Origin of the sequence: Streptomyces sp. NBC_01591, from assembly GCF_035918155.1 — a bacterium.
Taxonomy (GTDB): Bacteria; Actinomycetota; Actinomycetes; order Streptomycetales; family Streptomycetaceae; genus Streptomyces.
This window is the reverse complement of sequence record NZ_CP109327.1, coordinates 7,257,379-7,279,560: the sequence shown is the minus strand read 5'-3', so window position 1 is coordinate 7,279,560 and position 22,182 is coordinate 7,257,379. Positions and strand designations below refer to the sequence as shown.

Below are 22,182 nucleotides of genomic sequence, written 5' to 3'. Positions count from 1 at the left end.
CGCCGCAGCGTGCGCCGCGCACCACCGCCCCGGGACGGTTCCGGCGGGAAAAGGGGTGGAGGCGAGGCAATCCGGGCTGGTAGTTTCACGATCATGTCCAGCCCCGAGTCCGACAGAGGCTAGCCACCGGTCCGCCGGTGGCTGATCCGCCGTCGAACCGCTCCCGTGGTGCCGAGTACCGGCCCGGGTCGGTTCCCACCGGTTGCCGCCGCAGGACCCCCGCTGTGTGGGCTGCGCTCTCCCCTCCGCGCTCGTGAACCGCTCTCGATGCGGCCGTGCGTGGATTCCCTGGCTCCGGCGCCTGCCGCGCCGCCGGATCACGTCCATGAGCACCCCGGACGTTCTTCCGCGTTGCCGCCCGTCGCGACGGGCGGGCGCGGGCCCACACCCCCTGCCTGGTCCATCTTTCAGTCGTCCATGGGGTTCCTTCATGCCATTTGCCGTCTACGCGCTCGGGCTCGCCGTCTTCGCCCAGGGCACATCCGAATTCATGCTGTCCGGGCTGATCTCGGACATCGCCCATGACCTGCACGTCTCCATCCCTGCCGCAGGGCTGCTGACCTCGGCCTTCGCGATCGGAATGATCGTCGGCGCGCCGCTGATGGCGCTCTTCAGCCGGAACTGGCCGCGCCGCCGCGCCCTGGTGTTCTTCCTCTGTGTCTTCAGCGCCGTCCATGTCATCGGCGCACTCACGCCCGGCTACGGGCTGCTCCTCGCGACGCGGGTCGTCGGGGCACTGGCCAATGCGGGCTTCTGGGCGGTGGCCCTGGTGACCGCGGTCTCCATGGTCGGGCCCGAGGCCCGGGCACGTGCCACCTCGGTGGTCGTCGGGGGCGTCACCATCGCCTGTGTGGCCGGGGTGCCCGCCGGTGCGGCGCTGGGCGGGCACTGGGGATGGCGGTCGGCGTTCTGGGCCGTGGCCCTCGTCTCCGTCCCGGCCGTCTTCGTGATCGCCAGGACCGTTCCGGCGGGGCGGCCGGAGTCCACGCCCGCTCCCGCGAGCGTCGAGCTGCGGACCCTTGCCAGTCCGCGGCTGCTGCTGACCCTGCTGACCAGCGCCCTGGTGCAGGGGGCGACGTTCTGCGCGTTCTCGTACGTCGAACCGCTCGCCACCCATGTCACCGGGCTCACCGAGGCCTGGGTTCCCGGTCTGCTGGCGCTGTTCGGTCTTGGCTCGTTCATCGGCGTCACGGCCGCGGGCCGGCTCGTCGATGTGCGGCCGGTCGCCTTCACCGCCTTCGGTCTGGTGGCGCTGGTGGCCGGCTGGGCCGCGTTCGCACTGACCGCGGGCAGTCCGTTCGCGACGGTGGCGCTCGTCCTCGTCCAGGGGATGCTGGCGTTCGGCACCGGCACGGCGCTGATCTCGTGGGTGTTCCGGCTGGCGTCGGACGCACCGACCCTGTCCGGCTCGTTCGCCACGGCCGCGTTCAATGTGGGTGCCGCGCTCGGCCCCTGGCTGGGCGGGCTGGCGATCGGTGCGGGGTTCGGTTTCCGGTCGCCGCTCTGGGTGAGCGCCCTGCTGATGGTCCTGGCGCTGGGCACCGCCGGGGCGGCACTGGGGATGCGCCGTGCCACCGATCGCGCCCGGGACAGCGTCGCCGCGGTCTGACGGACAGCGGTGGATGGGGCCCCGCCCGGCGCTGAACGGGCGGGGCTGTCCTGGTCACAGCAAGCAGCCAGCAAGCGGGATAAGGACAGGAACCACGCTAGCGGCCACCACTGACAACGGGTCCTCAGATGCTGAGGTCCACGACCACCGGGGCGTGGTCGGACGCGCCCTTGCCCTTGCGCTCCTCGCGATCCACGTAGCTGTCCTCGACCGCCGCGACGAAGGGCGCGTTGCCGTAGACCAGGTCGATCCGCATGCCCTTGTTCTTCGGGAAGCGCAGCTCCCGGTAGTCCCAGAAGGTGTACGGGCGGTCGTACTTGAGCGGGCGCGGCATGACGTCCGACAGCCCTTCCTCGCGCAGCGCGGCGAGGGCGGCACGCTCGGCGGGGGTGACATGCGTGGCGCCCTCGAACAGCGCCGGATCCCAGACGTCCTCGTCGGTCGGGGCCACGTTGAAGTCACCCAGGACCGCAAACGGCCGCGAGCCCGCGGCGTCCGCGGCGACGGCCTTCTGCAGGGCCTCGAACCAGCGCAGCTTGTACGCGTAGTGCGCGTGCTTGACCTCGCGGCCGTTGGGCACGTAGACCGACCAGACCCGGACCGGGCCGCAGGTCGCGGAGATCGCCCGCGGCTCCTGCACCCCGTCGTAGTCCGGGCCGTCCGGCAGTCCCTCGACCACGTCGGACAGGCCGGCCCGGGAGACCAGCGCCACCCCGTTCCACCGGCCGGTGGCGTTGACCGCGGACTCGTAGCCGAGCTCGCGGAGCGCGTCCGCCGGGAACTGTTCGGCGGTGCACTTGGTCTCCTGGATGCACAGCACATCCGTGCCGGTGCTCTCCAGCCAGGCCAGCAGCCTCGGGAGCCGGGCGGTGATCGAATTGACGTTCCAGGTGGCGATGCGCATGTACGTAAACCTAGCGGCTGCCACTGACAGCCGCCGGACCGGCGCCGGTCACAGACCGGTCGAGTCCCCCGGGGCCAGTCGGCCGTGGTCGGCGCCGCCGAGGCTGCCGATCTGGTTGTCGTAGACCGGCCGGGCGAGATCGGCGAGCAGCGCGTCGTGGATGTCGATGGCGCGGCGCGGCTTGACCTCGCGTACGTAGTCGATGACCTCGGAGATCTTGTTCCAGGGGGCCATCACCGGGAGCAGCAGGGTGTCGACCGGCCGGTCGGGGACGGTGAGGGCGTCGCCCGGGTGGAAGAGCGAGCCGTCCACCAGGAAGCCGATGTTGGTGATCCTCGGGATGTCCGGGTGGATGACCGCGTGCAGCTCGCCGTGCACCTGTACGTCGAACCCGGCCGCGGAGAAGGTGTCGCCGTGGCCGACGGTGTGGACCCGGCCGGGGAAGGCCGCCGCGAGCTGGTCGGCGACGCTGCGCAGGGTCCAGATCTCGGCGGCCGGGTTGGCCTCCATACCGGCGCGCAGCCGTCCCTCGTCGAAGTGGTCGAAGTGCTCGTGCGTCACCAGCATCGCGTCGGCGCCCACGGCCGCGTCCTCCTCCGAGAGGCCGCCCGGGTCGATGACGAGCGTCCGCCCGTCCTTCTCCAGACGGATGCAGGAGTGCGTCTTCTTGGTCAGTGTCACGTGCATGGGATTCACGGCGTCCATGGCCCCCATCCTGCTACGGGCGGGGCCTCGTTTCTTCCTGAATCACGGTCCGGGCGACGGAGAAGGCGGCGCCGGCGGCGGGCACGCCGCAGTACACGGCGGTCTGCATCAGCACCTCCTTGATCTCGGCCGGGGTGAGCCCGTTGCGCAGGGCGGCCCGGACATGTACGGCGAGGCTCTCCAGATGGCCGGAGGCGACCAGCGCGGTGAGCGTGACACAGCTGCGGGTACGGCGGTCCAGGCCCTCCCGGGTCCACACCTCGCCCCACGCGTAGCGGGTGACCAGCTCCTGGAAGTCTTCGGTGAAGTCGTCGGAGGCGGCCAGGGCCCCGTCCACGTGGGCGTCGCCCAGCACCTCGCGGCGCACCTTCATGCCGGGCTCGTACGGGTCGGGGCGTCCGGTGGTCCCGGGGCCGGGCTGCGGTGTGGCAGCGGTGATCTCCGCAATGGGCAGCACGGGCGCGGAGAGCTGCGGGGTGGAGGGCGGGACGGGGATGGCGGCGAGGGTGTCCTGCCAGGCCGTGGAGAAGTGGGTGAGGAGCAGGTCGGTGACGGCTCCGGGCTGCTCGACCGGGGCGAGATGGGAGGCGCCGGGGACGAGGGCGAGCCGGGCATCCGGTATGCCCGCGACCAGGATGCGGGCGTCGCCCGGTCCGGTGACCCGGTCCTCGGCGCCGACCAGCACGAGGGTGGGGGCGGTGATGCGGCCGAGTTCGCCGCGGACGTCGAAGGCGGCGAGGGCCTCGCAGGCGGCGATGTAGCAGCCGGGGTCGGTGGTGCGGACCATCTGGACGGCCCAGTCGACGATGGCCGACTGGGCGGCGGCGAACCCGGGGGTGAACCAGCGCTCGGGTGCGGTGCGTGCCATCGGCTCCAGACCGTTGGTGCGCACGACCACCCCGCGCTGGCGGAATTCGTCGGCGCTGCCGAACCGGGGCGAGGCGGCGACCAAGGCCAGCGAGGCGACCCGCTGCGGGTGGCGCAGCGCGAGATCGGCGCCGATCGCGCCGCCGATGGAGCAGCCCGCGTACCCGAAGCGCTGGACGCCGACACCGTCGAGGGTGGCGAGCAGCCGGTCGGAGAGGTCACCGATGGCGGTGGCGGGGTGGGCGGGGGCGCCGCCGTGGCCCGGGAGGTCGTAGCGGAAGACCCTCCAGTGCTGGGTGAGCTCCGGTATCTGCCGGTCCCACATGAAGCTGGTAGTGCCGAGACTAGGGCCGAGTACCAGCCATGGGGCGCCTTCAGGGCCATCTACCTGGTATTTCATCGTCTGCGTCTCTGTGTCACTCACGCGCCTCACACTCCCACAGCTCACAAAATCTCACGCGCCCCACCCTCCGCCACGACCAGGCCACTCCAAGTCTGAGCGGCCCCCCGCAGGCCTTCGACGTCCAGCTTGACGTACCACTTCTTGTGCGCGGACTCGGCACAGCCTGACCGTCACCGGGGCAGCTTGGCTGTTCCTCAGGGGGCGACGATCACGTAGCGCGCATGACGCTTCCGATCTACAGAGCGATCATCTGCTGCGGGAACTCTGTACGAGCTGGTGATCTGGTGCGGTGAATCCATTAACGGACCGCCTGCTCCGTTCCGATGCATGCGACCTGGCCTGCATCGTCACACGATCCCAGGCCAGCAGGCCGTGCGCGGTCCTCGCGCTGCGATCCACTCATTCGGCCATCTCGGCCGGCGGGGGATCCGGGCAGCAGCCTGGAGCCCAGGGCCGTACGATGCAGGCGCGGGGGCCCGTGGATTTGGGTATACCTCTTCTTACAGGCAGTCCACATCGGAGGGTGACAGGCGCATGGCGGCGAACGCCGATCACCTGAAAGCTCTTGTGCGGGCGCACTCCGAGGCCAACGACGACCTCTTCTACAGCGTCGCTCTGCAGGTGGCGGCGAAGTCCGCCCGCCAGGGGCAGGGGAAGTTCGCGGTAGAGCTGCGTGAGCTGGTCGAGGCCGCCCAACAGAGGCAGGGGAAGCCGGACACCCAGCGTGCCGCTACCCCGGTGGTGCAGCCCCGTGGTGAGCTGACCAGTCTCCTGACGGCGGGCTACCCGGACACCCAGCTCGACGACATGACCCTGGACCCCGGACTGCGTGCGTCACTGGATCGTGTGTTGCACGAACAGCGACAGCGTGCACGGCTGGAGCGTTTCGGGTTTACCCCGGTGCACCGGATTCTGCTGTCGGGGCCTCCCGGGACGGGCAAGAGCATGACGGCAGCGGCCCTGGCCGGAGAGCTGAAGCTGCCCCTGTTCACCATTCGCCTGGACGGTCTGATCAGCCGGTTCATGGGCGAGACCGCCGCCAAGCTGCGTCTGGTCTTCGATGCCGTGGCTCAGACCCGAGCGGTCTACCTGTTCGATGAGTTCGACGCCCTGGGAGCCGAACGGGCGGCTGGCAACGACGTCGGCGAAGCCCGCAGGATCCTGAACTCATTCCTGCTGTTTCTTGATGAGGCGCCCTCTGAGAGCCTCGTGGTGGCCGGCACCAACCACCACCAGCTTCTGGACCAGGCTCTGTTCCGTCGCTTCGACATGATCGCCACCTATGGCCCTCCCACCGGGGAGGAAGCTGTACAGGTGCTGCAGCGACGTCTAGCCGGAATGGACACAAGCACACTACGGTGGGGCCTCGTGACAGAACGTGCATCGGGCCTGAGTCACGCCGAGCTGGTCAAAGCGGCGGAAGCAGCAGCCAAACGAGCCATCCTGGCTGACCGGGACGTGGTGGACGAACAGCTGCTGCTGGAAGCCCTGACCGAGCGGCACGCCTCCCACCATGCCTGAGCCCGACACTTCCGCACGGCTCAGTCCGCACCTGATCGTGCCCTGGGAGGCCGCCACCCTCACGCCGCGCTCCGAGCCTGCCGGCGGAAGCGGCCCGGACCTGGTCCAGCACACGGACCGGCAGGGGCACGCCGACACTTTGGTGGGCGGGCTGGAGAAGGCCCGCCGTGAGGCAACCCAGCTCCTGCAGCAGACGCTCGAGGACCGCCAGCCTGACGGTTTCGCGGTCCGCATCGAGGCGGCTCGCGACCACCCTCTGAGCCTGGAGCGCCTGGACGCATCCGGCCTGACACTCATGAGCAGCCACCCGCAGACCGAGAACAGTCAGCAGGACGCGCTGGTCTGGATCCCCTTCGACAAAGTCGCCTCGTTCACCCAGCGGATCGCCGACTTCACGGATGACACCCCCGGCGGTAACCCTAAACAGGCCCTGCTGGTGGCCAATATGGAGCAGGTCCAGCGGGCTCTGCTGGAGCACCTCTGGCAGGAGCGGCAGGATCTGCCGCCGCTGGACGAGGAGCGGTGGTGGGAGTTGTGGTTCGATCCGGGGATCTCGCCGACGGCGGTTGCCACCTTGCGTTCCCTGGCCGAAGAGCGTCGCTGGCGGGTCAGTGAGCGGGCGATCCATGTCGGGGAACGCCTTGTGGCGCACGTCGCGATGACCGGTAACGAGCTGGCGTTCCTGTTGGCTACGAACGCCTGTCCTGCTGAGATCCGCAGTCCTACCTTCGCCGAGGGCCTCTACACCGTCGACCGCGAGTTCCGCATGGACCTCGTCAAGGATCTCGCCGCGCGCATCGAGCCGGCCGCACCGGAGTCCCCGGCGGTATGCATCCTGGACACAGGGATAGCCCAGGAGCACGCCCTGCTGAAGCCCGCGTTGCACGAGCGCGCCTACAGCGTGCTCCCTGGCAGCACACCCGCCGACCGGATCGGGCACGGCACGCAGATGGCCGGGCTCGCCCTCTTCGGGGACTTCGCTGCAGCCCTTGAATCACAAGGTCCCGTCGTACTCGGTCACGGCCTTGAATCTGTGAAGATCCTCAACGACGCTCACACACCCGCAGCATCCCCGCGCACCTGTGCGGAGACGACCGCGAACGCGGTCGCGACCGCTGAGATCGGCAACGGAGGCCCCGCACCGTCCGGACGGGTCTTCTCGATGGCCGTCACCCGGGAGTCCGGGGAAGGGGAGAACGGCGTAGACGGCACCGCGACTCTGTGGTCGGCCACCCTGGACGCCTTGGCGGCAGGCACGGACGTCATCGTGCGGGACGACCGCATCGAGCTGATCGGAGCGCCTGATCCTGAAGCGTCGCGGCTGATCATCGTCAGCGCCGGCAACATCCGCGGTGCTGTTCCCCACCAGATGCGCGGCGACGACGGCACGCTGGATCCGCTGCTTCTGTCCGACCTGTCGCGCATCGAGGAACCCGCCCAGGCGCACAACGTGCTCACCGTCGGGGCGTGCACGCACATGGACGCCGTCCCCGATTCTGCCCTGTTCCGGGGGTATCGTGCGCTGGCGGTGCCGGGCGCCCTGTCCCCCTTCAGCCGGACCTCTGTGGCGCTGACCCACGCAGCCATCACCAAGCCCGACATCGTTCTGGAGGGCGGCAACATGCTCGTCGCCCCTGACGACAGCATCCTGGACGCCCACGAGCTGGTGAGCGTGGCGACCACCCACCACGACCCTGCGCGTCAGCTGACCTGGACGAACGCCACGAGCGCTGCCACGGCCCAGGCGGCTGCGCTCGCCGCCACTGCGATGAGCGCCTACCCCGGACTGCGACCGGAGACGGTCCGCGCCCTTCTCGTGCACGAAGCCCAGTGGACCCCGGCCATGGTCGAGCAGGGCCTGTTCAAGAAGACCGGCGCCCCCAAACTCGCCAAGGGCGACGTGATGCGACAGGTGATCCGCCGGTACGGATGGGGCATGCCCACCGCCGACTGTATCCGCAGCAGCGCCTCGAACGCCGTCACAATGATCATCCAGAACACCCTGGTGCCGTACAAGCAGGTCAAAGGCGGGCAGGTTCGCCTGGCCGAACTGAAGCTGCACGAGCTGCCCTGGCCCCTGGAACAACTGCGCGATCTGGCCGAAACCACCGTCGACCTCCGCGTAACGCTCGCCTACATGATCGAGCCCAATCCCGGCCGACGCGGCATGCTCGGCCGCTACAGCTACGCCTCGCACGGCCTTCGCTTCGCCATTAAAGGCTCCACCGAATCCAGCGACTCCTTCCAGAGGCGACTGGCCGAACAAGCCGAACTCGAGAGCGACGGCCTCGGCAACCCCAGGGCATTCGAGTCCAACAACAGGTGGCTGGTCGGCCCTCGGGCCCGCAACCTCGGCTCCCTGCACGCCGACATCTGGCGCGGATCAGCGGCCGAACTCGCCGACTGCGGCACGCTAGCCGTCTACCCCGTCGGAGGCTGGTGGAAGGCGAACAGGCACAGCGACCGCATCGGCCTGCCCGTCAGCTACGCCCTCCTGATCTCCCTGCGCACACCCGAGGTCTCCACCGACCTGTATACGCCCATCGCCAACCAGCTCGGCGTGTCGATCGGCGTGGCTCCACATGCCCAGACCGAAATCGTGGACGGCATCCCCATTCAGATGGATTTCGGCTGGTAGCTTCCCAGGCGGCTTCATCTGTGACACCGGGCCCTGCCCATCAGAGTAAGGCCCCGGCTCGACGCCGCAGCTATCGGAGGTGAGCTCTAAGCCGTTCTACGATCAATTTGCCGTAGTTCTCGGGAAGAACCACTCGATGCCCCCCGGCTGGGAAATGCTGCCCCAGGGCGTGAAGAACGAGCACTGGGCGGAGATCAAGATCGGCGAAACATACACCCCTAGGGGCTGTCCCGTAAGTGATCTTTACTTGAGGCGGTTGCAGTTGATCGTGGGGACACCTGTCCCTCTATCCTGCGAGGTTGATGTTGTGTAGGCGGGCGATGCCGAGCATGGCGTGGTGGACGCCGTCGCCCTTCAGTCGGCAGTCCCGCAGGATCGTCCACGTCTTCATCCGTGCGAAGGTGTGCTCGACGCGGGCGCGAACCTGTTTGTGCGAGCGGTTGTGCGCCTGCTTCCAGCCGGCCAGGTTCTCGCCGGCCTGGCGTCTGTGCGGCATCACGAGCCCGGTGCCCGGATAGCCGCCGTCGGCCATTGTCGTGGTCTTGCCAACGGCGGACTGGGCCCCGGATTCATCCCACGCCTTGCAGTCGTTACGGTTGCCCGGCAGCGGTCGGCCCACCACAACGACGAGCCGCGTGTCGGCGTCGATAACGACCTGGTGGTTGGTGGAGTACCGATAGTTCTTGGACTTTTCCGCGATCTTGTGGTCCCGGGTGGGCACCAAGGTGCCGTCCACGATGAGCACGGCATCCTTCGCGAAGCGCCGCCGAGGCTGGAGCGCCAGCAGCGGGCCCAGATGGTCGATGATCCGGTCAGCCGCCGACTTTGAGACCCCGAACAGCGGGCCAAGCTGGCGCAACGTCAAGTTCGTGCGCCAGTAGGCCACGACGAGCAGCACACGATCCTCCAGCGAGAGCCGCCAGGGCCGACCTCGGAGCGGCGCGTCGGCTCCCTCGCGGCGCAGCACGGTCACCAACTTGCCGAAAGCTCGTGGCGTCAGCCCGGTGAATGGAGCTATCCAGGACGACTGCGACGCCGTGATCACACCAACCATGCGGTAGATCATTTCAGTTGCTGGCACGCTCCCCACGACCGATCCTGAGCACCAGACAAACAAGGAGAACAGGATGGGGCTCGTGCTCTTCCCCGGAGACGACGATGTGACCAGCCCGGACATCTCCTGGTCCTACACCGGCTTCAACATGTTCCGGGAGTGGCTGGCCCAGGCTGAGGGGTTCACCCTCTCTGAGATGCACGGATTCGACGGAGACCGCCCGTGGAGCAGCGTCTCCACAACGCTGACACCACTACTCGACCATCCAGATGACGATGGCCCGGACCTCACGCCCGCTCAATGCGCGGCCATGCTGCCCCGGCTGGAGGCCATCATCGATGAACGGCACCACGATGGCAGCGACCCCGCTCTCGCACGACGCATCGATGACACCCGCCAACTGATCACCGTCATGAAGTTCTGCCTGGACAGGGACGTTGAGATCATCTTCGGCTGATCACCAAACCGCGGGCGTACAACTTACGGGACAGCCCTTAGCCTCGCGCTTTCATGAGCGTGCTCGTCCATGCCTTGATCAAATAAGCAGAGAGTGCTTCTGACCTGCAACGATGGGACTTGTCTAGGGTCCTGTTGGCTGCACGGAAAGAAGCACTCTCCAGGTGAGTAAGCGTATCGGGTTGTACCCACGTGTCCGCGTCGAGGGCGGCGGCAGAGGGGCGGTCTCGCAGGCCGGGGCGGTGCTGCTGGTCGAGACGGTCCGCACGTTGGGCCTGGACGATGCGATATCGGCGGCGCTGGCGCCCTGGCGCAAGCCGCGGACGATGCATGATCCGGGCAAGGTCCTGCTGGATATCGCACTCGCGACGGCTCTGGGCGGGGACTGCCTCGCTGATGTCGCCATGCTGCGGGCCGAGGCCGACGTGTTCGGTCCAGTGGCATCGGACCCCACGGTCTCCCGGCTCATCGACGCGCTCGCCGCGGCCGGGCCGAAGGCGCTCACCGCGATCCGCGCGGCACGAGCCGAAGTGCGCACGCGAGTATGGGAGTTGGCCGGTGAAGACAATCCGGCCGCCGGTGGCAGCGTGATCGTGGACATCGACGGCGTGCTGGTGCTTGCGCACTCCGAGAAGCAGGACGCCACCGCGACCTGGAAGAAGACCTTCGGTCACCATCCGCTCGTTGCGTTCGTCGACCACGGCCAGGCCGGTTCCGGGGAACCGGTGGCCGCGCTGCTGCGGCCTGGCAACGCAGGCTCCAACACCGCGAGCGATCACATCGAAACCACCCGCCTCGCCCTGGCCCAACTGCCCAAACACCTGCGGCGGGGACGGCAGACGCTGGTCCGCACCGACTCCGCTCGGCGGCACCCACGCCTTCCTCGACTGGCTCTCCCGCCGCGGCCGGTGGCTGTCCTACTCGGTCGGAATGACCATCACCGACGCCATCCACCAGGCTGTGCTGAAGATCCCGAAACGGGCCTGGACACCGGCCTACGACTCCGACGGCACCGAACGGCCCGGCGCCTGGGTCGCAGAGATCACCGACATGCCCGACCTGAGCACCTGGCCCAAGGGCATGCGGCTGATCGTCCGCAAGGAACGGCCACACCCCGGCGCCCAGTTGCGCTTCACCGACGTTGACGGGCTGCGACTGACCTGCTTCGCGACCAACACAAAGGGCGGCCAGCTCGCCGACCTCGAACTGCGTCACCGCAGGCGGGCCCGCTGCGAGGACCGCATCCGAAACGCCCGCGATACCGGCCTGCGCAACCTGCCCCTGCACGACACAGCCCAGAACCGGATCTGGCTGGAGATCGTCTCCATCGCGCTCGACCTCCTCGCCTGGATGCCGATGCTCGCCCTGACAGGCGAAACCCGCCGTTGGGAGCCGAAGCGCCTCCGCCTCCGCTTGTTTTCCGCCGCCGCCCAGCTCGTGAACACCGGCCGCCGCCGCTGGCTCCGCCTGGCCGCCCGATGGCCCTGGACATCCGTGATCACCAGCGCCATGGACCGGCTCCAGGCCCTACCGAACCCCGGCTGACCAGTAAATTCACCCGTCCCAACAACCTGCACGACCACCCCGGGAGTGGAACCCGGCGCCCACCCGACGCGACAACCGGGCCACCAACATGCCCTCGCACATCCGCAACAGCAAAACGGCCCGACGGAAGAACCGACGGACCGTCATGCAAGATCGAGGTTAGGAGGCGATCCTGGAGGTGCCTGGGCAGTTCGGCTTCGGCCTCGAGTCTGCGGACCTGAAGACTAGGCGTATCTGCGGCACCGGCCAGCAACTGCCCTTTTCAGACCGCCACCCCGTGGATACCCTCAATAGGCGTCGCCAAGGCCTACCTCTCCCCGCGTGTAGGGGACTTCGGACACGCCCAGGACACTTCCGCCAACATGCCCAAAATCGTTCGCGAAGAAAACAAATGCCAACCATGGACAGAACGTTGCGACAGAAATACCCGCTCCACGAATGGACTGCCGCGAACGAGGGAGATTCGGGCGCATTCGTTTATCACCTCACAGGAGAACAACGGCCCGAGTTCTATGCAAAAATCGCCCCGCGCACCCCTGAGAATTCCGCCTTCGACCTCGCCGGCGAGGCCGACCGGCTCACTTGGCTGACCGACCACGGCATCCCTGCTCCCCGCATCATCGAGCGCGGCGGAGACGACACCTGCACCTGGATCGTCACCGAGGCTGTACAGGGCGTCTCGGCCGCCGAGGAGTGGACGGAGCACCAACGCTTCGCCGTCGTCGAGGCGTTGGCTGGCCTCGCCCGCACGCTGCACGACCTGCCAGTGGACGAATGCCCCTTCAACGAGAGCCTCTCCGTGGCCGTCGCCAAGGCCCACCACAACGTGCGTGAGGCCTGGTCGACCTCGACGAGGAGCGCAAGGGCTGGTCCGTTGAGAGGCTCCTCGCCGAGCTCAACCGCACTCGACCGGCGAACGAGGACTTGATCGTCTGCCACGGAGACCTCTGCCCGAACAGCATTCTCCTGGACCCCGAGACCTGCGAAGTCACCGGAGTGATCGACGTGGGCAGGCTCGGCCGCGCGGACCGCCACGCCGACCTAGCCCTGGCCGCCCGCGAGTTGAAGAACCACGAGGACCCCTGGTTCGGCCCGGAATACGCCAAGCGGTTCCTCGAACGATACGGGGCCCGTCGCGTCGACAAGGACAAGATGGCCTTCTATCAGCTGCTCGACGAATTCTTCTAGCAGGGGCGTGGGGCGGAGTCCGTCCCACGCGGCAGCGATCCCGATCCCCGCAGTCCTCACCGCAGGGCCTCCATCCAGAGGAAGGGCCTGTCCCAGGTACCCCGAAAGGAATTCGCCCGCGTCACCATCGCCAACTGCAACCGAACTCCTGGTCGAGTGCGGCGTCAACCGGCTGAAGCGGAACCGGGCGGTGGCGACCCGGTTCGACAAGCTCGCGGTCCGTTTCGAGGCGCCCGTTCTCATCGCCGCGATCAACGAGTGGCTGTGACGTACCGGACCGACAATCAAGAAAATATTGCGGTACTATTTATTCATGACGTTACACGCAGACGCTGACACGAGACGTGGTCAGGTCGCCTCCGCGCTGATGAGCGTGGTCGCCGAACAGGGGCTGGCGCGGACCACCCTCGCTGACGTGGCGCGGACGGCGGGTGTGTCCGTGGGGCTCGTCCAGCGCTATTTCCGCTCGAAGGACGAACTGCTGAGGTTCGGGATCGCCTACGTCTACCGGCGGACCGAGGAGCGCATCGCGGCCATCCCCATCGAGCCGCCGGTCCGGGAGTTCGTCGTGCGGTTGATGGAGACGTCCCTGCCCCTGACGGCCGAGCGGCGTGCCGAGCTGCGGGTCTGGCTGAGCTTCGTGCAGGCGTCGCTCACCGACGCCGACATGGCTGCGATCCACCGGGACGCCACCGTGCGGCTCCTGCGGGGCGTCCAGGAGGCATTGCGCGGCGGGCAACGCGCCGGTGAACTCGCCGCGGACGTCGACACCGAGGAGGAAGCGGCGGCACTGGTCGCCTTCGTGGACGGGCTGTGCCTGCACCATGCGGCGACCGGTGACGAGTTCGGCGCGTCCCGCATCAGCGCCGCGTTGGCCGCCTACGTCGACCGGCTGTTCGACTGATGAGCGCGACGCTGACACTGGCGCTGGCCGGGCTTGCGCTGCTGGACAGCACAAGCTTCGGCACCTTACTGATCCCGATCTGGCTGTTGCTCACCCCGGGGCGGGTGCGCGCCGGCCGGATCGCCGTCTACCTGGCTACGGTTACGACGTTCTACTTCTGCGTCGGCGTCCTCCTAGTGCTGGGGGCCGATGCGCTGCTGCAAACCCTCCGGGCGGCCTTCACCGACGTCGCCCCGACGCACCTTCGGATCGGGCAGCTCGTCCTCGGTTTGATCGTCATCGTCTTGAGCTACCGGCTGGAGGCTCGCGTTCGTAGCCAGTCGGGCAGACCGGGCCGACTGCAGTGCTGGCGGACGGCGGCGATGTCGGGTGCCATGCCGGACGACGGAGTCCTGGACAGCCGGGACACGCGGGGCGGAGGCGTGCGCGGCCTGATGAGCCTCGCGTTGGTGGCCACGGCGCTGGAGGTCGTCACCATGGTGCCCTACCTGGCGGCCGTGGGCCTACTCGCGAACGCAGATCTGACCTGGCAGGTCATCGGCGGGGCGCTGGCCGGCTATTGCGTCGTGATGATCCTCCCGGCAGTCCTCCTCGGCGCCGTCCGGATCGGCGCGCACGACCGGGCCGAGCCAGTACTGCAACGGATCAACGACTGGTTCACCCGCAACAGCGCCAAGGCGCTCGGCTGGACCGTCGGGGGAATCGGCATCGGAATGGTCCTCAACGCCGTAATCGCCCTCGCTCCACCCGCCTGAACCCGCGTCAGGCCCCCAGCATCTCAACTGCACCTTTCAAAAAACGCCCACTGTCCGGCCGCCGGAAGGAAGACGGTTCTACTGGTCAGACAGCAACTCGCCGCCGGTCGCTCGGCGACGAGTTGTTGTCTGACTCGGAGCTCATCACCTGAGGCAAGTGACCTACGACCTCGATGTGAACGCCGATAGTCAGCGCAGATCGACGAGCCGGTGGGCGGTGCTCTCGACCTCGGCTGGCATGGACCATAGCGGGCAGATGGGGATGGTCGATCCGTCGCATTCGCTGCTGACGAGGGTGCGCTCAAGATGGTCGTAGGCGGCGCAACCCCCACCGCAGGCGGCGGCCTGGGGGCAGATTCGGCAGTTGTCCGAAATCTTGTTGACGAGGGTGAGCTCGCTGCCACCCTTCGGGAGGCGAGGAACGATCGCGCCATTCAGGAAGGTGCCATAGTGGAGATCCGTGTCGAAGAACGCAGAGCAGATATAGACCCTGTTGTCGGGAAAGATTGCGAGGCGTTCGAGATTGCGGGCCGTGCATCCACGGTAGCCCTGGGCCTGGATCTGCGGAAGCTGCTCGGGAGTGGCGAAAGCGGGCGGGTAGAACACCCGCACACGGCGGCCCGTGGCGTAGCTCCGTATCTCTTCACACAGCTTCATCCAGTCTGCGGGCGAGATCTGGAAGTGCGGCTTGTCCTTGCCCAACCCCGTGGGGGTGAAGTAGTGGAATGACAGCATCTCAAGACCCATGCGCTCGGCAAGGTCGATGGCGTCGAAGACCTCAGCGCGGTTGGCCGTCGTTATGGTGTAGATGGCCCGAGTCTGAAAGCCGGCTTCGATGGCCCGCTCCATGCTACGCAGCAGAGGTCGCCAGGTGTTGGGCCCCCGCATGCTTTCGTGAGTCTCACGGCTGGCGCCGTCCATGGAGAACGAGAAGGAGTCAAGCCGGTCGTCCAGATGCGGCCACACCTTGGGCGGGATAAGTCCATTGCTGGTAAGGACGGTCTTGTACCCCTGCTCCTTGCAGACCGTGAGGATCTCGTCGAACTGCGGGTGCGTTGTGGGCTCTCCTCCGAGCAGGTAGACCTTGTACTGGCCATAGGCCACTCGGAGGGTGGAGAGAATTTCCTCCACTTTGGCCGGGCTCATGCGAATTTCGTTGTCGAGCCGGTCACCCATGTAGCAGTGCTTACAACGCAGGGTGCACTTGTGGGTGATGTAGAGGAACAGGAAGGGTTCTTTGCTGCTGGTTGCGTGCGGGGCAGCTGATTCCAGAGTGTCGGTCATGACGCGGTCCTTCCGCTATCGCAAGGTGTGGAGGGAGTCGGCAGGGCGAGCACCCCAGGCTGAGACGGTCCACAGAATGCACAGTGGTGTGATCTGGCGATCGCAGGTGTACCAGCCCTCGTCGCCGTAGGCGGGAATCTGCGAGTAAGCCGGGCAACCGCCGCCACAGGTGCCCGTATTCGGGCAGCCTGTGCATACGGGGTCGGCAGTCATGTAAGCGTTGAGCTCGTTGTTCGGGGAGGGGTTGAGCACCAGGCGGCCATCTTCGAAGCGGGCGTAATGCCTATCGTCATCCATGAAGACGGGGCAGGCGTACACGGTCCCGTCCGGGTAGATATGCGGCCGGTCCAGCGTGCGGGCCGGGCAGCCGGGGTAGCCACGGTCGGCCCACTGCTCCTGGGTGTCCGCGGTCACGAACGTCGGGGGGTAGTACACGGCAAGGCGCGGCTCCGGAGGGTGGGCCTCGATGGCAGCGCAGAAGTCCATCCACTCCTGCGGATTGAGCGGCTGAAGGAACCGCCCACCATTTCCCGTCTTACCCAGGTTGTGGTATGAGAGCGTGTGCGCACCCAGATCGGCGAGGAACGGGATGAGATCCAGTGCTCCCGGAGCGTTGGTCTGGGAGACGGTGCACATGACCCGCACCTGATACCCGAGCTCGCGGGCCCGCCTGATGTTGTTGGTAACCTGCTCGAAGTTTTTCGGATTGCCGCGGATCTTGCGGTGGATGGTGGGGTCCGCGGATTCCAGGCTGAAGTTGAAAGAATCAAGCATGTCGGGCCCGATGCCGTCGAAGATGCTCTCTTCGAAATCACCGTTGCTCGAAATGGTGACCTTATATCCGCGGTCCCGAGCTTCACGAACAATTTGCGCAAGCTCCGGGTGCATGGTGGGTTCACCACCAAGGAGGTACAACTTGTCGTGACCACCGGTGACTTTGAAGTAGTCCATGATCTCGACGGCGCGCTCAACGCTCATGGTGTTGGCAGCATTCAAGCGAGTGTTCCCGACATAACAGGTTTTGCAGCGCAGACTGCACGCAGTAGTCGGATAGAGGAACACGAAGCGCTCGCGGGGCTGGGTATATATCGGCTTACGCTGGAGCGGCATGCCGAGTTCAACAGCAGTCAAGGTCCCTCCCAGGGATAAAAGCTAAGCATTGAGTGGCGAATGCTTGCCGAGCGTGGTCTTCGGTCAGAGGCAGGGGGCAGGACGATTTGCTCTCGGGTGCTGTCATCACTTGAGTTCCACCCGACAGACCTTGGGCACGACTTTGAAGGCTGCTGCCGAACCATCGCTCCAGCCCAATGCCGACCGGTGTATCGACCCAATCCGAAGTTCCCTCAAGCTGCCTCCAGGTAAGCGCTGCACGCTCCTGCTGACTTCCTGGAGGCAGTGCGAGATATTTCTTGAACTCCTGAACCCGAGGCATCGGCCAGCGTTCGAAATATCCGGCCGCACGCATCTCGAGGCCGGAAAGAAGCGAGGCGGGGTCAACGACGTGGATCTTCGGATCGGCCAGGAATTTGAAGACGACATCGCCTTTACGGAAGATCGACAAGGAACAGTCGGCCTTGTAGCAGGCAGCTTGCTGCAGGGCTGGCGCTGCGGTGAGCGCCTGTTCAGTGAAGGCCAACAGCGTTTCGATCGTGGCGACATCAAAGAGCTCACCACAATGGTCGAATTGCAGGCCGGCCTTCAGGTGCAGAGCCTGCAAGTCTTCGGCGAATTCACGCTCGGCACCGTGGTCACTACGGTGCAGGAGAACGAAAACATCGATGTCGCTGGTGGCACGGTTTGTACCACGGGCATAGGATCCACCAACGAATGCGAGAGCGAGGTTGTCCGCAAACCTTTCTTCGGCCAGGGCCACGGCTAGTGCTGCGACGGAATCGGTCAACGCGAGCTCCCGAGGACCGCCGGTGTCGGCGCCATGAGCACGTGATCGGCGGCCGCCAGGCCGGCGACGGAGGCCTGCAGGATTCCCTGGGCAAGCCCCGTGCAGTCACCCACGGCGTACAGGCCGGGGAGCGACGTCTCCATGCCGTCGCTCAGGGCGAGTTCATCCCAAAGATTCTCCAACTCCAGCCCGATGACGGCGATCTGCTCGCTTTGACGTCGGGTAAGCGGCTGTCCGAGGAAGGCAGCCATCAGCTCTTCGAAGACCTCGTGCAGAGCGGCGTGGACGTCGGCAGGGAGGATTGCAGCGAGGTTGGCCACCTGGTAGTCACGTAGCGACGCTTCATGGCCGGCACGCTGCGTGAAATCGTCGAGGTTGGTGCATGTCACCTGCCGATCACGGAAATCCGGGTACCACTGGAGGACCGGCTTGCCCGGCCGGTCGGAACGCAGAGCGCGATAGGGGACCAGGAGGTTGCGCTCAACCCACTCGGTGTCGCGAGGATGGCCCTCCTCGTCCCGCAGTTGGGCCAGAAGTGCAAAGTTCCCCGTAGCCGATGCGCCTTCCTCGGGGATGACGTGACCATCGAGCAGGGTGTGGTCACCGTAGTCGGTGAACTTGATGCGTCCCCCACCTGGGCCGGCGCAGAAGCAGAAGGTCTTTACCTTCACCCCGTGACGGACCATGGTCGTCTTGAAGTCATCATGCACGGCCGAGCCGGGGATCAGGAGATCTGTGGGCGCTTCGAAGCGCAGGCCAACCGACGGGGCCGGTGGTACGAAGCCGATCCCAAGTTCACGTATTTTCCCAGCCCACCAACGTTGTCCGCGTCGGCCTACAGCGGCGATCACGCGGCTTGCCGTGATCTGTTCCTCGGATCCGGATGATCCCAGGCGGGCAGTGAAACCTCCCTGCTCATCGGGCCGCAGATCCGTGATCTCTGTTGCCAGGCGCAAGGTCACGTGGGGATTGGCGGACAACCGCTCGTACAAACCATCGACGATGTCGTGCACTTGGGCGGAGGTGAGCGAGGCGACCGGATAGTCCTTCACATCGAAGGGAATGTCGCCGGGCTGGGCACCTCGGAACGTGGGGGGATTGGCTCCACAGAGGTACTCCAATGCTTCCTCGCTGAGCTGGTGAGATCGCTCGGCACCGAGCATTTCAGCCAGGCGCCTCCCACTGGGGAACTTCGACAATTTGACGCCGTCCCCGTAGTGGATGGATCCACCAAACCCTGAGATGACATTGCAAATTCCCCGGCAGCCGTGGCACGAACGGAGCCGGTCAACGGGGCAGACCCGGCGCGCGTGATGGCGTCCCGCGTCTACCAGCGTGACATCAACACCGTGTCGAGCAAGCCGGTCGGTGGCGAGGAGTCCAGCTGGGCCTGCGCCAATCACTAGAATCTCGGTTTCTTTGGTGTTCATGCGCACACCTCCGCGTGCTGGGCGACCCACTGTCTCGCCAACGTTGCCCGTTCGGTCATGTCCCGATTCGCTGCCTTTAGTGTGTGAAGGACGTCAGGGTCGTAGAGGTGGCGGTACCCGAGAGGCCTCTCGTCGAGGACTGGCACGCAACAGAGGTCGACGACTCCCCGCGAGAGCGGGGAACGGGTTGCATCGACAACCTGGCTTTGATAGTCGGCCGGAAGATTCGTCGTCGCGATGACCGTGTCGTGAGGCTGGCCGTCGAGGGCCCTCGCCAGACTTGGCGACCGAACCACGGTGACGGTGTCGAGACCGTCCATCATCCGGCGTAGCTTCCGTGGCCCTCGCGTCATCATGACAACACGGTCGTAGCCCGAGGGAGGTGCGGCGGCAATGGCCCGTGCGAGCATTCCGCCCCCGACAATCAGAAGCTTTCGTGCCTCGTTGTCACTGTGGCGGCCGAGCAGCAGCTGAGGCAGGTCGCTGTAGTCGACCTTGGCGTAGAGATCGAACTCCTGCCGGGCCCGCTCCGCCAGGAGCAGGGCGTCCGCCGCGAGCTGTGACAAGGGGTGATCCGGCCCGAGCCGGTTCGCGGCTTCGTGAACTTGTCGTTGGACGAATCGTTCGCCAAGGATCATGGAGCGAGTGCCGGCCGCGATCTGTGCGAGCCGGGTCAGGGCCTCGTGACGTCCCGTTGTCCGCAGTCGATTTTCGAGGATTCGGACAGGAGAATCGGAATTTCCCACTGCATACCACTCAACACGATGGCACGTATGCAGCAGCATGCCGTTAGCGGACGGAGCGAGATTCTCGGTGCAGAGCTCCTGATGGGTCTGCCCCAGTACGGCAAGTGAGTGAGTGGTGTCGTCAGCGAAGCTGTGAGTGATGGGCCGGTCCATGTCGGCCTCCCCTTCTGGGCGTAGCCCTCCGACTGCGGATCAATATTCTTAGCGATCCTTGAGTGGCATGGCTTTCGAGAGAGCGTCCCACAGGAAACAGGGGCAAAGAGCTCTGTCTCTGATGGCTAAGTAACCCTGCTTTGCGAGACGTATGAGGCACAAGAAGGAACGTCGCGAGGAAGGCAGTACCTTGGCCCGGGTAACTCCCGGAATGAACCGTGCAACGCCGTCCGGCTCACGAATTGCAACCAGGAAGCCTGAGCGCAATCAGCGCTTGGCCGCCATCTTGGCCAAGTCACGACGGCTGAAGCCGGCCAGCGCACGCAACTCCATGTCGGCTGCTGATGCACGAGCAGCGATGTGGTCGGGTGCGCGGAGTGCCTTTTCTCCCAATCCCAGGTCTTCGGCCACCTGGTTGAAGAGCTGGATGCGCTCCGTCGTCAATCGTTCGACCTCGGCGTCATCGCCGTCGCAGAGGTAGGTGAGCCACTTGTTGGCGTACGCCACGTGCCTGAGCTCATCGGCCAATACGTGGTCGAACATGGCAGCGGCCTCCACGAAGCCGGCCCGCCGCAACTTGGGGATGACGTCGCTGAACGTCTCGATCGCCGCGTCCTCCCCTGTGCGGCTGAGGATGATCAAACGGTAGTCCAGTGGGCGATCAGCGATCGCGTCGTAGGTATCCGGCCGTTTCATCAATGTCTCTTGGGCATCTACGCCCAACCTGCTCATCTCTTCCACGAGCAGGTGAGTGTGTCGCATCTCGTCGTGGGCATGACGGACCATGTCGAGGTAGAAGTCCATCGGCATGTCGGCGAAGGAGGCGATGTTGCGCAACGGCACATCCGTCGAGATGAACTCGATTTGAAAGCCGATCTGCAAGAGCGCGACAACCGATGACTTCTCGAGCGCATCGAAGTTGGCGATGTTGCGTAGCGAGACATTGGACGAGATCGGCTCAGCCGTGCGCCCATCGCGCAGCCGTTCGATAGCCGGCGTCTGGTCCGCGGCGGAGTCTCGTACCTCGCCGTCCTCGGGCGTCCGTGCGGCAGCAGACCCGTCACGCGAAAATTGGAACTTCGCCCACTTCGGGTAGCTGCGGTGAGGGCAATCGAGTGCGTCCAGTTCCACTGTGCCTGTCGGCGTTTGCTGCGAAGACTCCGAACTCACGTAGAGCGCATCGCGCCGGATCTCTCGAGGGGGCAGCGTGAGGCCGTGCCGTTCGGCCACGTCCAGTGCTTCTTGGCAGAGTTCCCGACAGGCGCTGTACAACTTCCTGTCGTGGTACAGAGCCTCGGAACTGCAGCTGCGCACCATTTCGCCATATGCGGCAACCAGCTCCTGCAACAGTGAGCTGGCAAAGGAGAGCGCCTCCCCCGGAGTCGCCCGGACAATCTCACGGGCTTCGGCAACCGCCGCATCGGAGGGGCCTCCGAGTGATTCTTCGGTCACCCGCATTTCCAACAGGCGCGTCCGCAGCGCAGCGCTCTGCTGGATCAGACCGAATACCGTCTGGATGAGGAAGTGACGTTCCGGAAGTTCGGCGACCAGCGGCGCGAACGCAGCAAGCCCTCTTCCGAAGAGAAGTGTCGATTGATGGAGCGAACGAGTAACAGCCGATAACTCGGGGACCGCCATGGTGTCCATCTCACCGAATGGCGTGTGTTCACCGTTCGCCACGTCTTTCCCCCAGGTTCCCTTGGCGATTGACTCGATTCGGTCTTCGACCATGCCTGATTCGTGAGTGAAAATCCACCATTAGCGGGAATCAGCCAAATCCTCCAGGCGCAGGGCTGCGACAAGGCACACCCGCACCGCTGACGGTCGAAGCGGCTCCAACGTACGTGCCTACTGCATGGGAGTCAATGTTTTATTTACGGTCGCCCAACATACCGATGTGCAGGCAACTAGTGGTTCAGTCGGCTGAGTTGAGTCCCAAGCAAGTGCCCGTGCCTATCTGCTGGGGCTGCTGTCGAAGGCGGAGCGGAAGAACTGCCGGCAGTTGAGTTCGACAAGTCGGATACGGCCGTTTTAAGCAGGGCGGCCGGGGAACCGTGAGTTCCCCGTATCCGGTTGGAGGTGCGGGTGGCCTTGGCGGCCCGACTCGGTCGCACTCGACC

At 66.0% G+C, this 22,182-nt stretch carries 16 protein-coding genes and 2 pseudogenes; 8 read left to right on the top strand and 10 right to left on the bottom strand.

What is annotated here, in order from left to right; all coding sequences use genetic code 11:
- The first annotated feature begins 430 nt into the window (after positions 1-430).
- Positions 431-1,609, top strand: a complete 1,179-nt coding sequence (locus OG978_RS33485; protein WP_326768796.1) for a Cmx/CmrA family chloramphenicol efflux MFS transporter — start codon at positions 431-433, stop codon at positions 1,607-1,609.
- A gap of 124 nt (positions 1,610-1,733) precedes the next feature.
- On the opposite strand, the gene OG978_RS33480 is transcribed toward OG978_RS33485, so the two are convergent.
- From OG978_RS33480 to pcaDC, 3 genes are read right to left on the bottom strand one after another with little or no spacing between them, the layout of a single operon-like run.
- Positions 1,734-2,513 (bottom strand): exodeoxyribonuclease III, encoded by a 780-nt coding sequence (locus OG978_RS33480; protein WP_326768795.1) that lies wholly within the window; start codon positions 2,511-2,513, stop codon positions 1,734-1,736.
- A gap of 48 nt (positions 2,514-2,561) precedes the next feature.
- Complete coding sequence (locus tag OG978_RS33475) at positions 2,562-3,218, bottom strand: MBL fold metallo-hydrolase (protein ID WP_326768794.1); 657 nt, start codon at positions 3,216-3,218, stop codon at positions 2,562-2,564.
- 13 nt (positions 3,219-3,231) lie between these two features.
- On the bottom strand, positions 3,232-4,485 hold the full coding sequence (pcaDC, locus tag OG978_RS33470) for a bifunctional 3-oxoadipate enol-lactonase/4-carboxymuconolactone decarboxylase PcaDC (RefSeq protein WP_442817857.1): 1,254 nt from the start codon (positions 4,483-4,485) through the stop codon (positions 3,232-3,234).
- Between the two features lie 537 nt (positions 4,486-5,022).
- On the opposite strand from pcaDC, the gene OG978_RS33465 reads away from it, so the two are divergent.
- Positions 5,023-6,009 (top strand): AAA family ATPase, encoded by a 987-nt coding sequence (locus OG978_RS33465; protein ID WP_326768792.1) that lies wholly within the window; start codon positions 5,023-5,025, stop codon positions 6,007-6,009.
- Positions 6,002-8,647, top strand: a complete 2,646-nt coding sequence (locus OG978_RS33460; RefSeq protein WP_326768791.1) for a S8 family peptidase — start codon at positions 6,002-6,004, stop codon at positions 8,645-8,647. Before OG978_RS33465 ends, OG978_RS33460 begins: the two co-directional genes overlap by 8 nt.
- 286 nt (positions 8,648-8,933) lie before the next feature.
- On the opposite strand, the gene OG978_RS33455 is transcribed toward OG978_RS33460, so the two are convergent.
- Positions 8,934-9,701, bottom strand: coding sequence for a transposase (locus OG978_RS33455; RefSeq protein WP_326768790.1), 768 nt, complete (start codon positions 9,699-9,701; stop codon positions 8,934-8,936).
- Positions 9,702-9,774: 73 nt separating this feature from the next.
- On the opposite strand from OG978_RS33455, the gene OG978_RS33450 reads away from it, so the two are divergent.
- The 5 genes and pseudogenes from OG978_RS33450 to OG978_RS33430 all read left to right on the top strand — a co-directional run bounded on the left by OG978_RS33450 (position 9,775) and on the right by OG978_RS33430 (position 14,549).
- Positions 9,775-10,158, top strand: a complete 384-nt coding sequence (locus OG978_RS33450) for a hypothetical protein (protein WP_326768789.1) — start codon at positions 9,775-9,777, stop codon at positions 10,156-10,158.
- Between the two features lie 163 nt (positions 10,159-10,321).
- Positions 10,322-11,702: pseudogene (locus OG978_RS33445) on the top strand (IS1380 family transposase).
- A 391-nt stretch (positions 11,703-12,093) separates the two neighbouring features.
- Positions 12,094-12,890: pseudogene (locus OG978_RS33440) on the top strand (APH(3')-V family aminoglycoside O-phosphotransferase).
- Between the two features lie 313 nt (positions 12,891-13,203).
- Complete coding sequence (locus tag OG978_RS33435; protein ID WP_326768788.1) at positions 13,204-13,794, top strand: TetR/AcrR family transcriptional regulator; 591 nt, start codon at positions 13,204-13,206, stop codon at positions 13,792-13,794.
- On the top strand, positions 13,794-14,549 hold the full coding sequence (locus OG978_RS33430; RefSeq protein WP_326768787.1) for a GAP family protein: 756 nt from the start codon (positions 13,794-13,796) through the stop codon (positions 14,547-14,549). Before OG978_RS33435 ends, OG978_RS33430 begins: the two co-directional genes overlap by 1 nt.
- A 189-nt stretch (positions 14,550-14,738) precedes the next feature.
- Here the strand turns inward: OG978_RS33430 and OG978_RS33425 are convergent, their stop codons facing one another.
- From OG978_RS33425 to OG978_RS33400, 6 genes are all read right to left on the bottom strand, one after another.
- Positions 14,739-15,833: a radical SAM/SPASM domain-containing protein gene (locus OG978_RS33425; protein ID WP_326768786.1), complete on the bottom strand. Its 1,095-nt coding sequence runs from the start codon at positions 15,831-15,833 to the stop codon at positions 14,739-14,741.
- 15 nt (positions 15,834-15,848) lie between these two features.
- Positions 15,849-16,964 (bottom strand): radical SAM/SPASM domain-containing protein, encoded by a 1,116-nt coding sequence (locus tag OG978_RS33420; RefSeq protein ID WP_326768785.1) that lies wholly within the window; start codon positions 16,962-16,964, stop codon positions 15,849-15,851.
- Positions 16,951-17,733 carry a nucleotidyltransferase domain-containing protein gene (locus tag OG978_RS33415; RefSeq protein ID WP_326768784.1) on the bottom strand — a complete coding sequence of 261 codons (783 nt, stop codon included), beginning with the start codon at positions 17,731-17,733 and terminating at the stop codon, positions 16,951-16,953. Before OG978_RS33415 ends, OG978_RS33420 begins: the two co-directional genes overlap by 14 nt.
- Positions 17,730-19,163 carry an FAD-dependent oxidoreductase gene (locus tag OG978_RS33410; RefSeq protein ID WP_326768783.1) on the bottom strand — a complete coding sequence of 478 codons (1,434 nt, stop codon included), beginning with the start codon at positions 19,161-19,163 and terminating at the stop codon, positions 17,730-17,732. Before OG978_RS33410 ends, OG978_RS33415 begins: the two co-directional genes overlap by 4 nt.
- Positions 19,160-20,062 carry a hypothetical protein gene (locus OG978_RS33405; RefSeq protein ID WP_326768782.1) on the bottom strand — a complete coding sequence of 301 codons (903 nt, stop codon included), beginning with the start codon at positions 20,060-20,062 and terminating at the stop codon, positions 19,160-19,162. The genes OG978_RS33410 and OG978_RS33405 overlap by 4 nt, the downstream gene beginning before the upstream one ends.
- A gap of 267 nt (positions 20,063-20,329) precedes the next feature.
- Positions 20,330-21,793, bottom strand: coding sequence for a DUF455 family protein (locus OG978_RS33400; protein WP_326768781.1), 1,464 nt, complete (start codon positions 21,791-21,793; stop codon positions 20,330-20,332).
- Positions 21,794-22,182: the final 389 nt, after the last annotated feature.

Coding starts and splice junctions, on each gene's coding strand:
- OG978_RS33485 (WP_326768796.1), top strand. CDS start 431: ATGCCATTTGCCGTCTACGCGCTCGGGCTCGCCGTCTTCGCCCAGGGC.
- OG978_RS33455 (WP_326768790.1), bottom strand. CDS start 9,701: ATGGTTGGTGTGATCACGGCGTCGCAGTCGTCCTGGATAGCTCCATTC.
- OG978_RS33405 (WP_326768782.1), bottom strand. CDS start 20,062: ATGGACCGGCCCATCACTCACAGCTTCGCTGACGACACCACTCACTCA.
- OG978_RS33460 (WP_326768791.1), top strand. CDS start 6,002: ATGCCTGAGCCCGACACTTCCGCACGGCTCAGTCCGCACCTGATCGTG.
- OG978_RS33475 (WP_326768794.1), bottom strand. CDS start 3,218: ATGGACGCCGTGAATCCCATGCACGTGACACTGACCAAGAAGACGCAC.
- OG978_RS33480 (WP_326768795.1), bottom strand. CDS start 2,513: ATGCGCATCGCCACCTGGAACGTCAATTCGATCACCGCCCGGCTCCCG.
- OG978_RS33465 (WP_326768792.1), top strand. CDS start 5,023: ATGGCGGCGAACGCCGATCACCTGAAAGCTCTTGTGCGGGCGCACTCC.
- OG978_RS33430 (WP_326768787.1), top strand. CDS start 13,794: ATGAGCGCGACGCTGACACTGGCGCTGGCCGGGCTTGCGCTGCTGGAC.
- OG978_RS33400 (WP_326768781.1), bottom strand. CDS start 21,793: ATGGTCGAAGACCGAATCGAGTCAATCGCCAAGGGAACCTGGGGGAAA.
- OG978_RS33450 (WP_326768789.1), top strand. CDS start 9,775: ATGGGGCTCGTGCTCTTCCCCGGAGACGACGATGTGACCAGCCCGGAC.
- pcaDC (WP_442817857.1), bottom strand. CDS start 4,485: ATGAAATACCAGGTAGATGGCCCTGAAGGCGCCCCATGGCTGGTACTC.
- OG978_RS33435 (WP_326768788.1), top strand. CDS start 13,204: ATGACGTTACACGCAGACGCTGACACGAGACGTGGTCAGGTCGCCTCC.
- OG978_RS33410 (WP_326768783.1), bottom strand. CDS start 19,163: ATGAACACCAAAGAAACCGAGATTCTAGTGATTGGCGCAGGCCCAGCT.
- OG978_RS33425 (WP_326768786.1), bottom strand. CDS start 15,833: ATGACCGACACTCTGGAATCAGCTGCCCCGCACGCAACCAGCAGCAAA.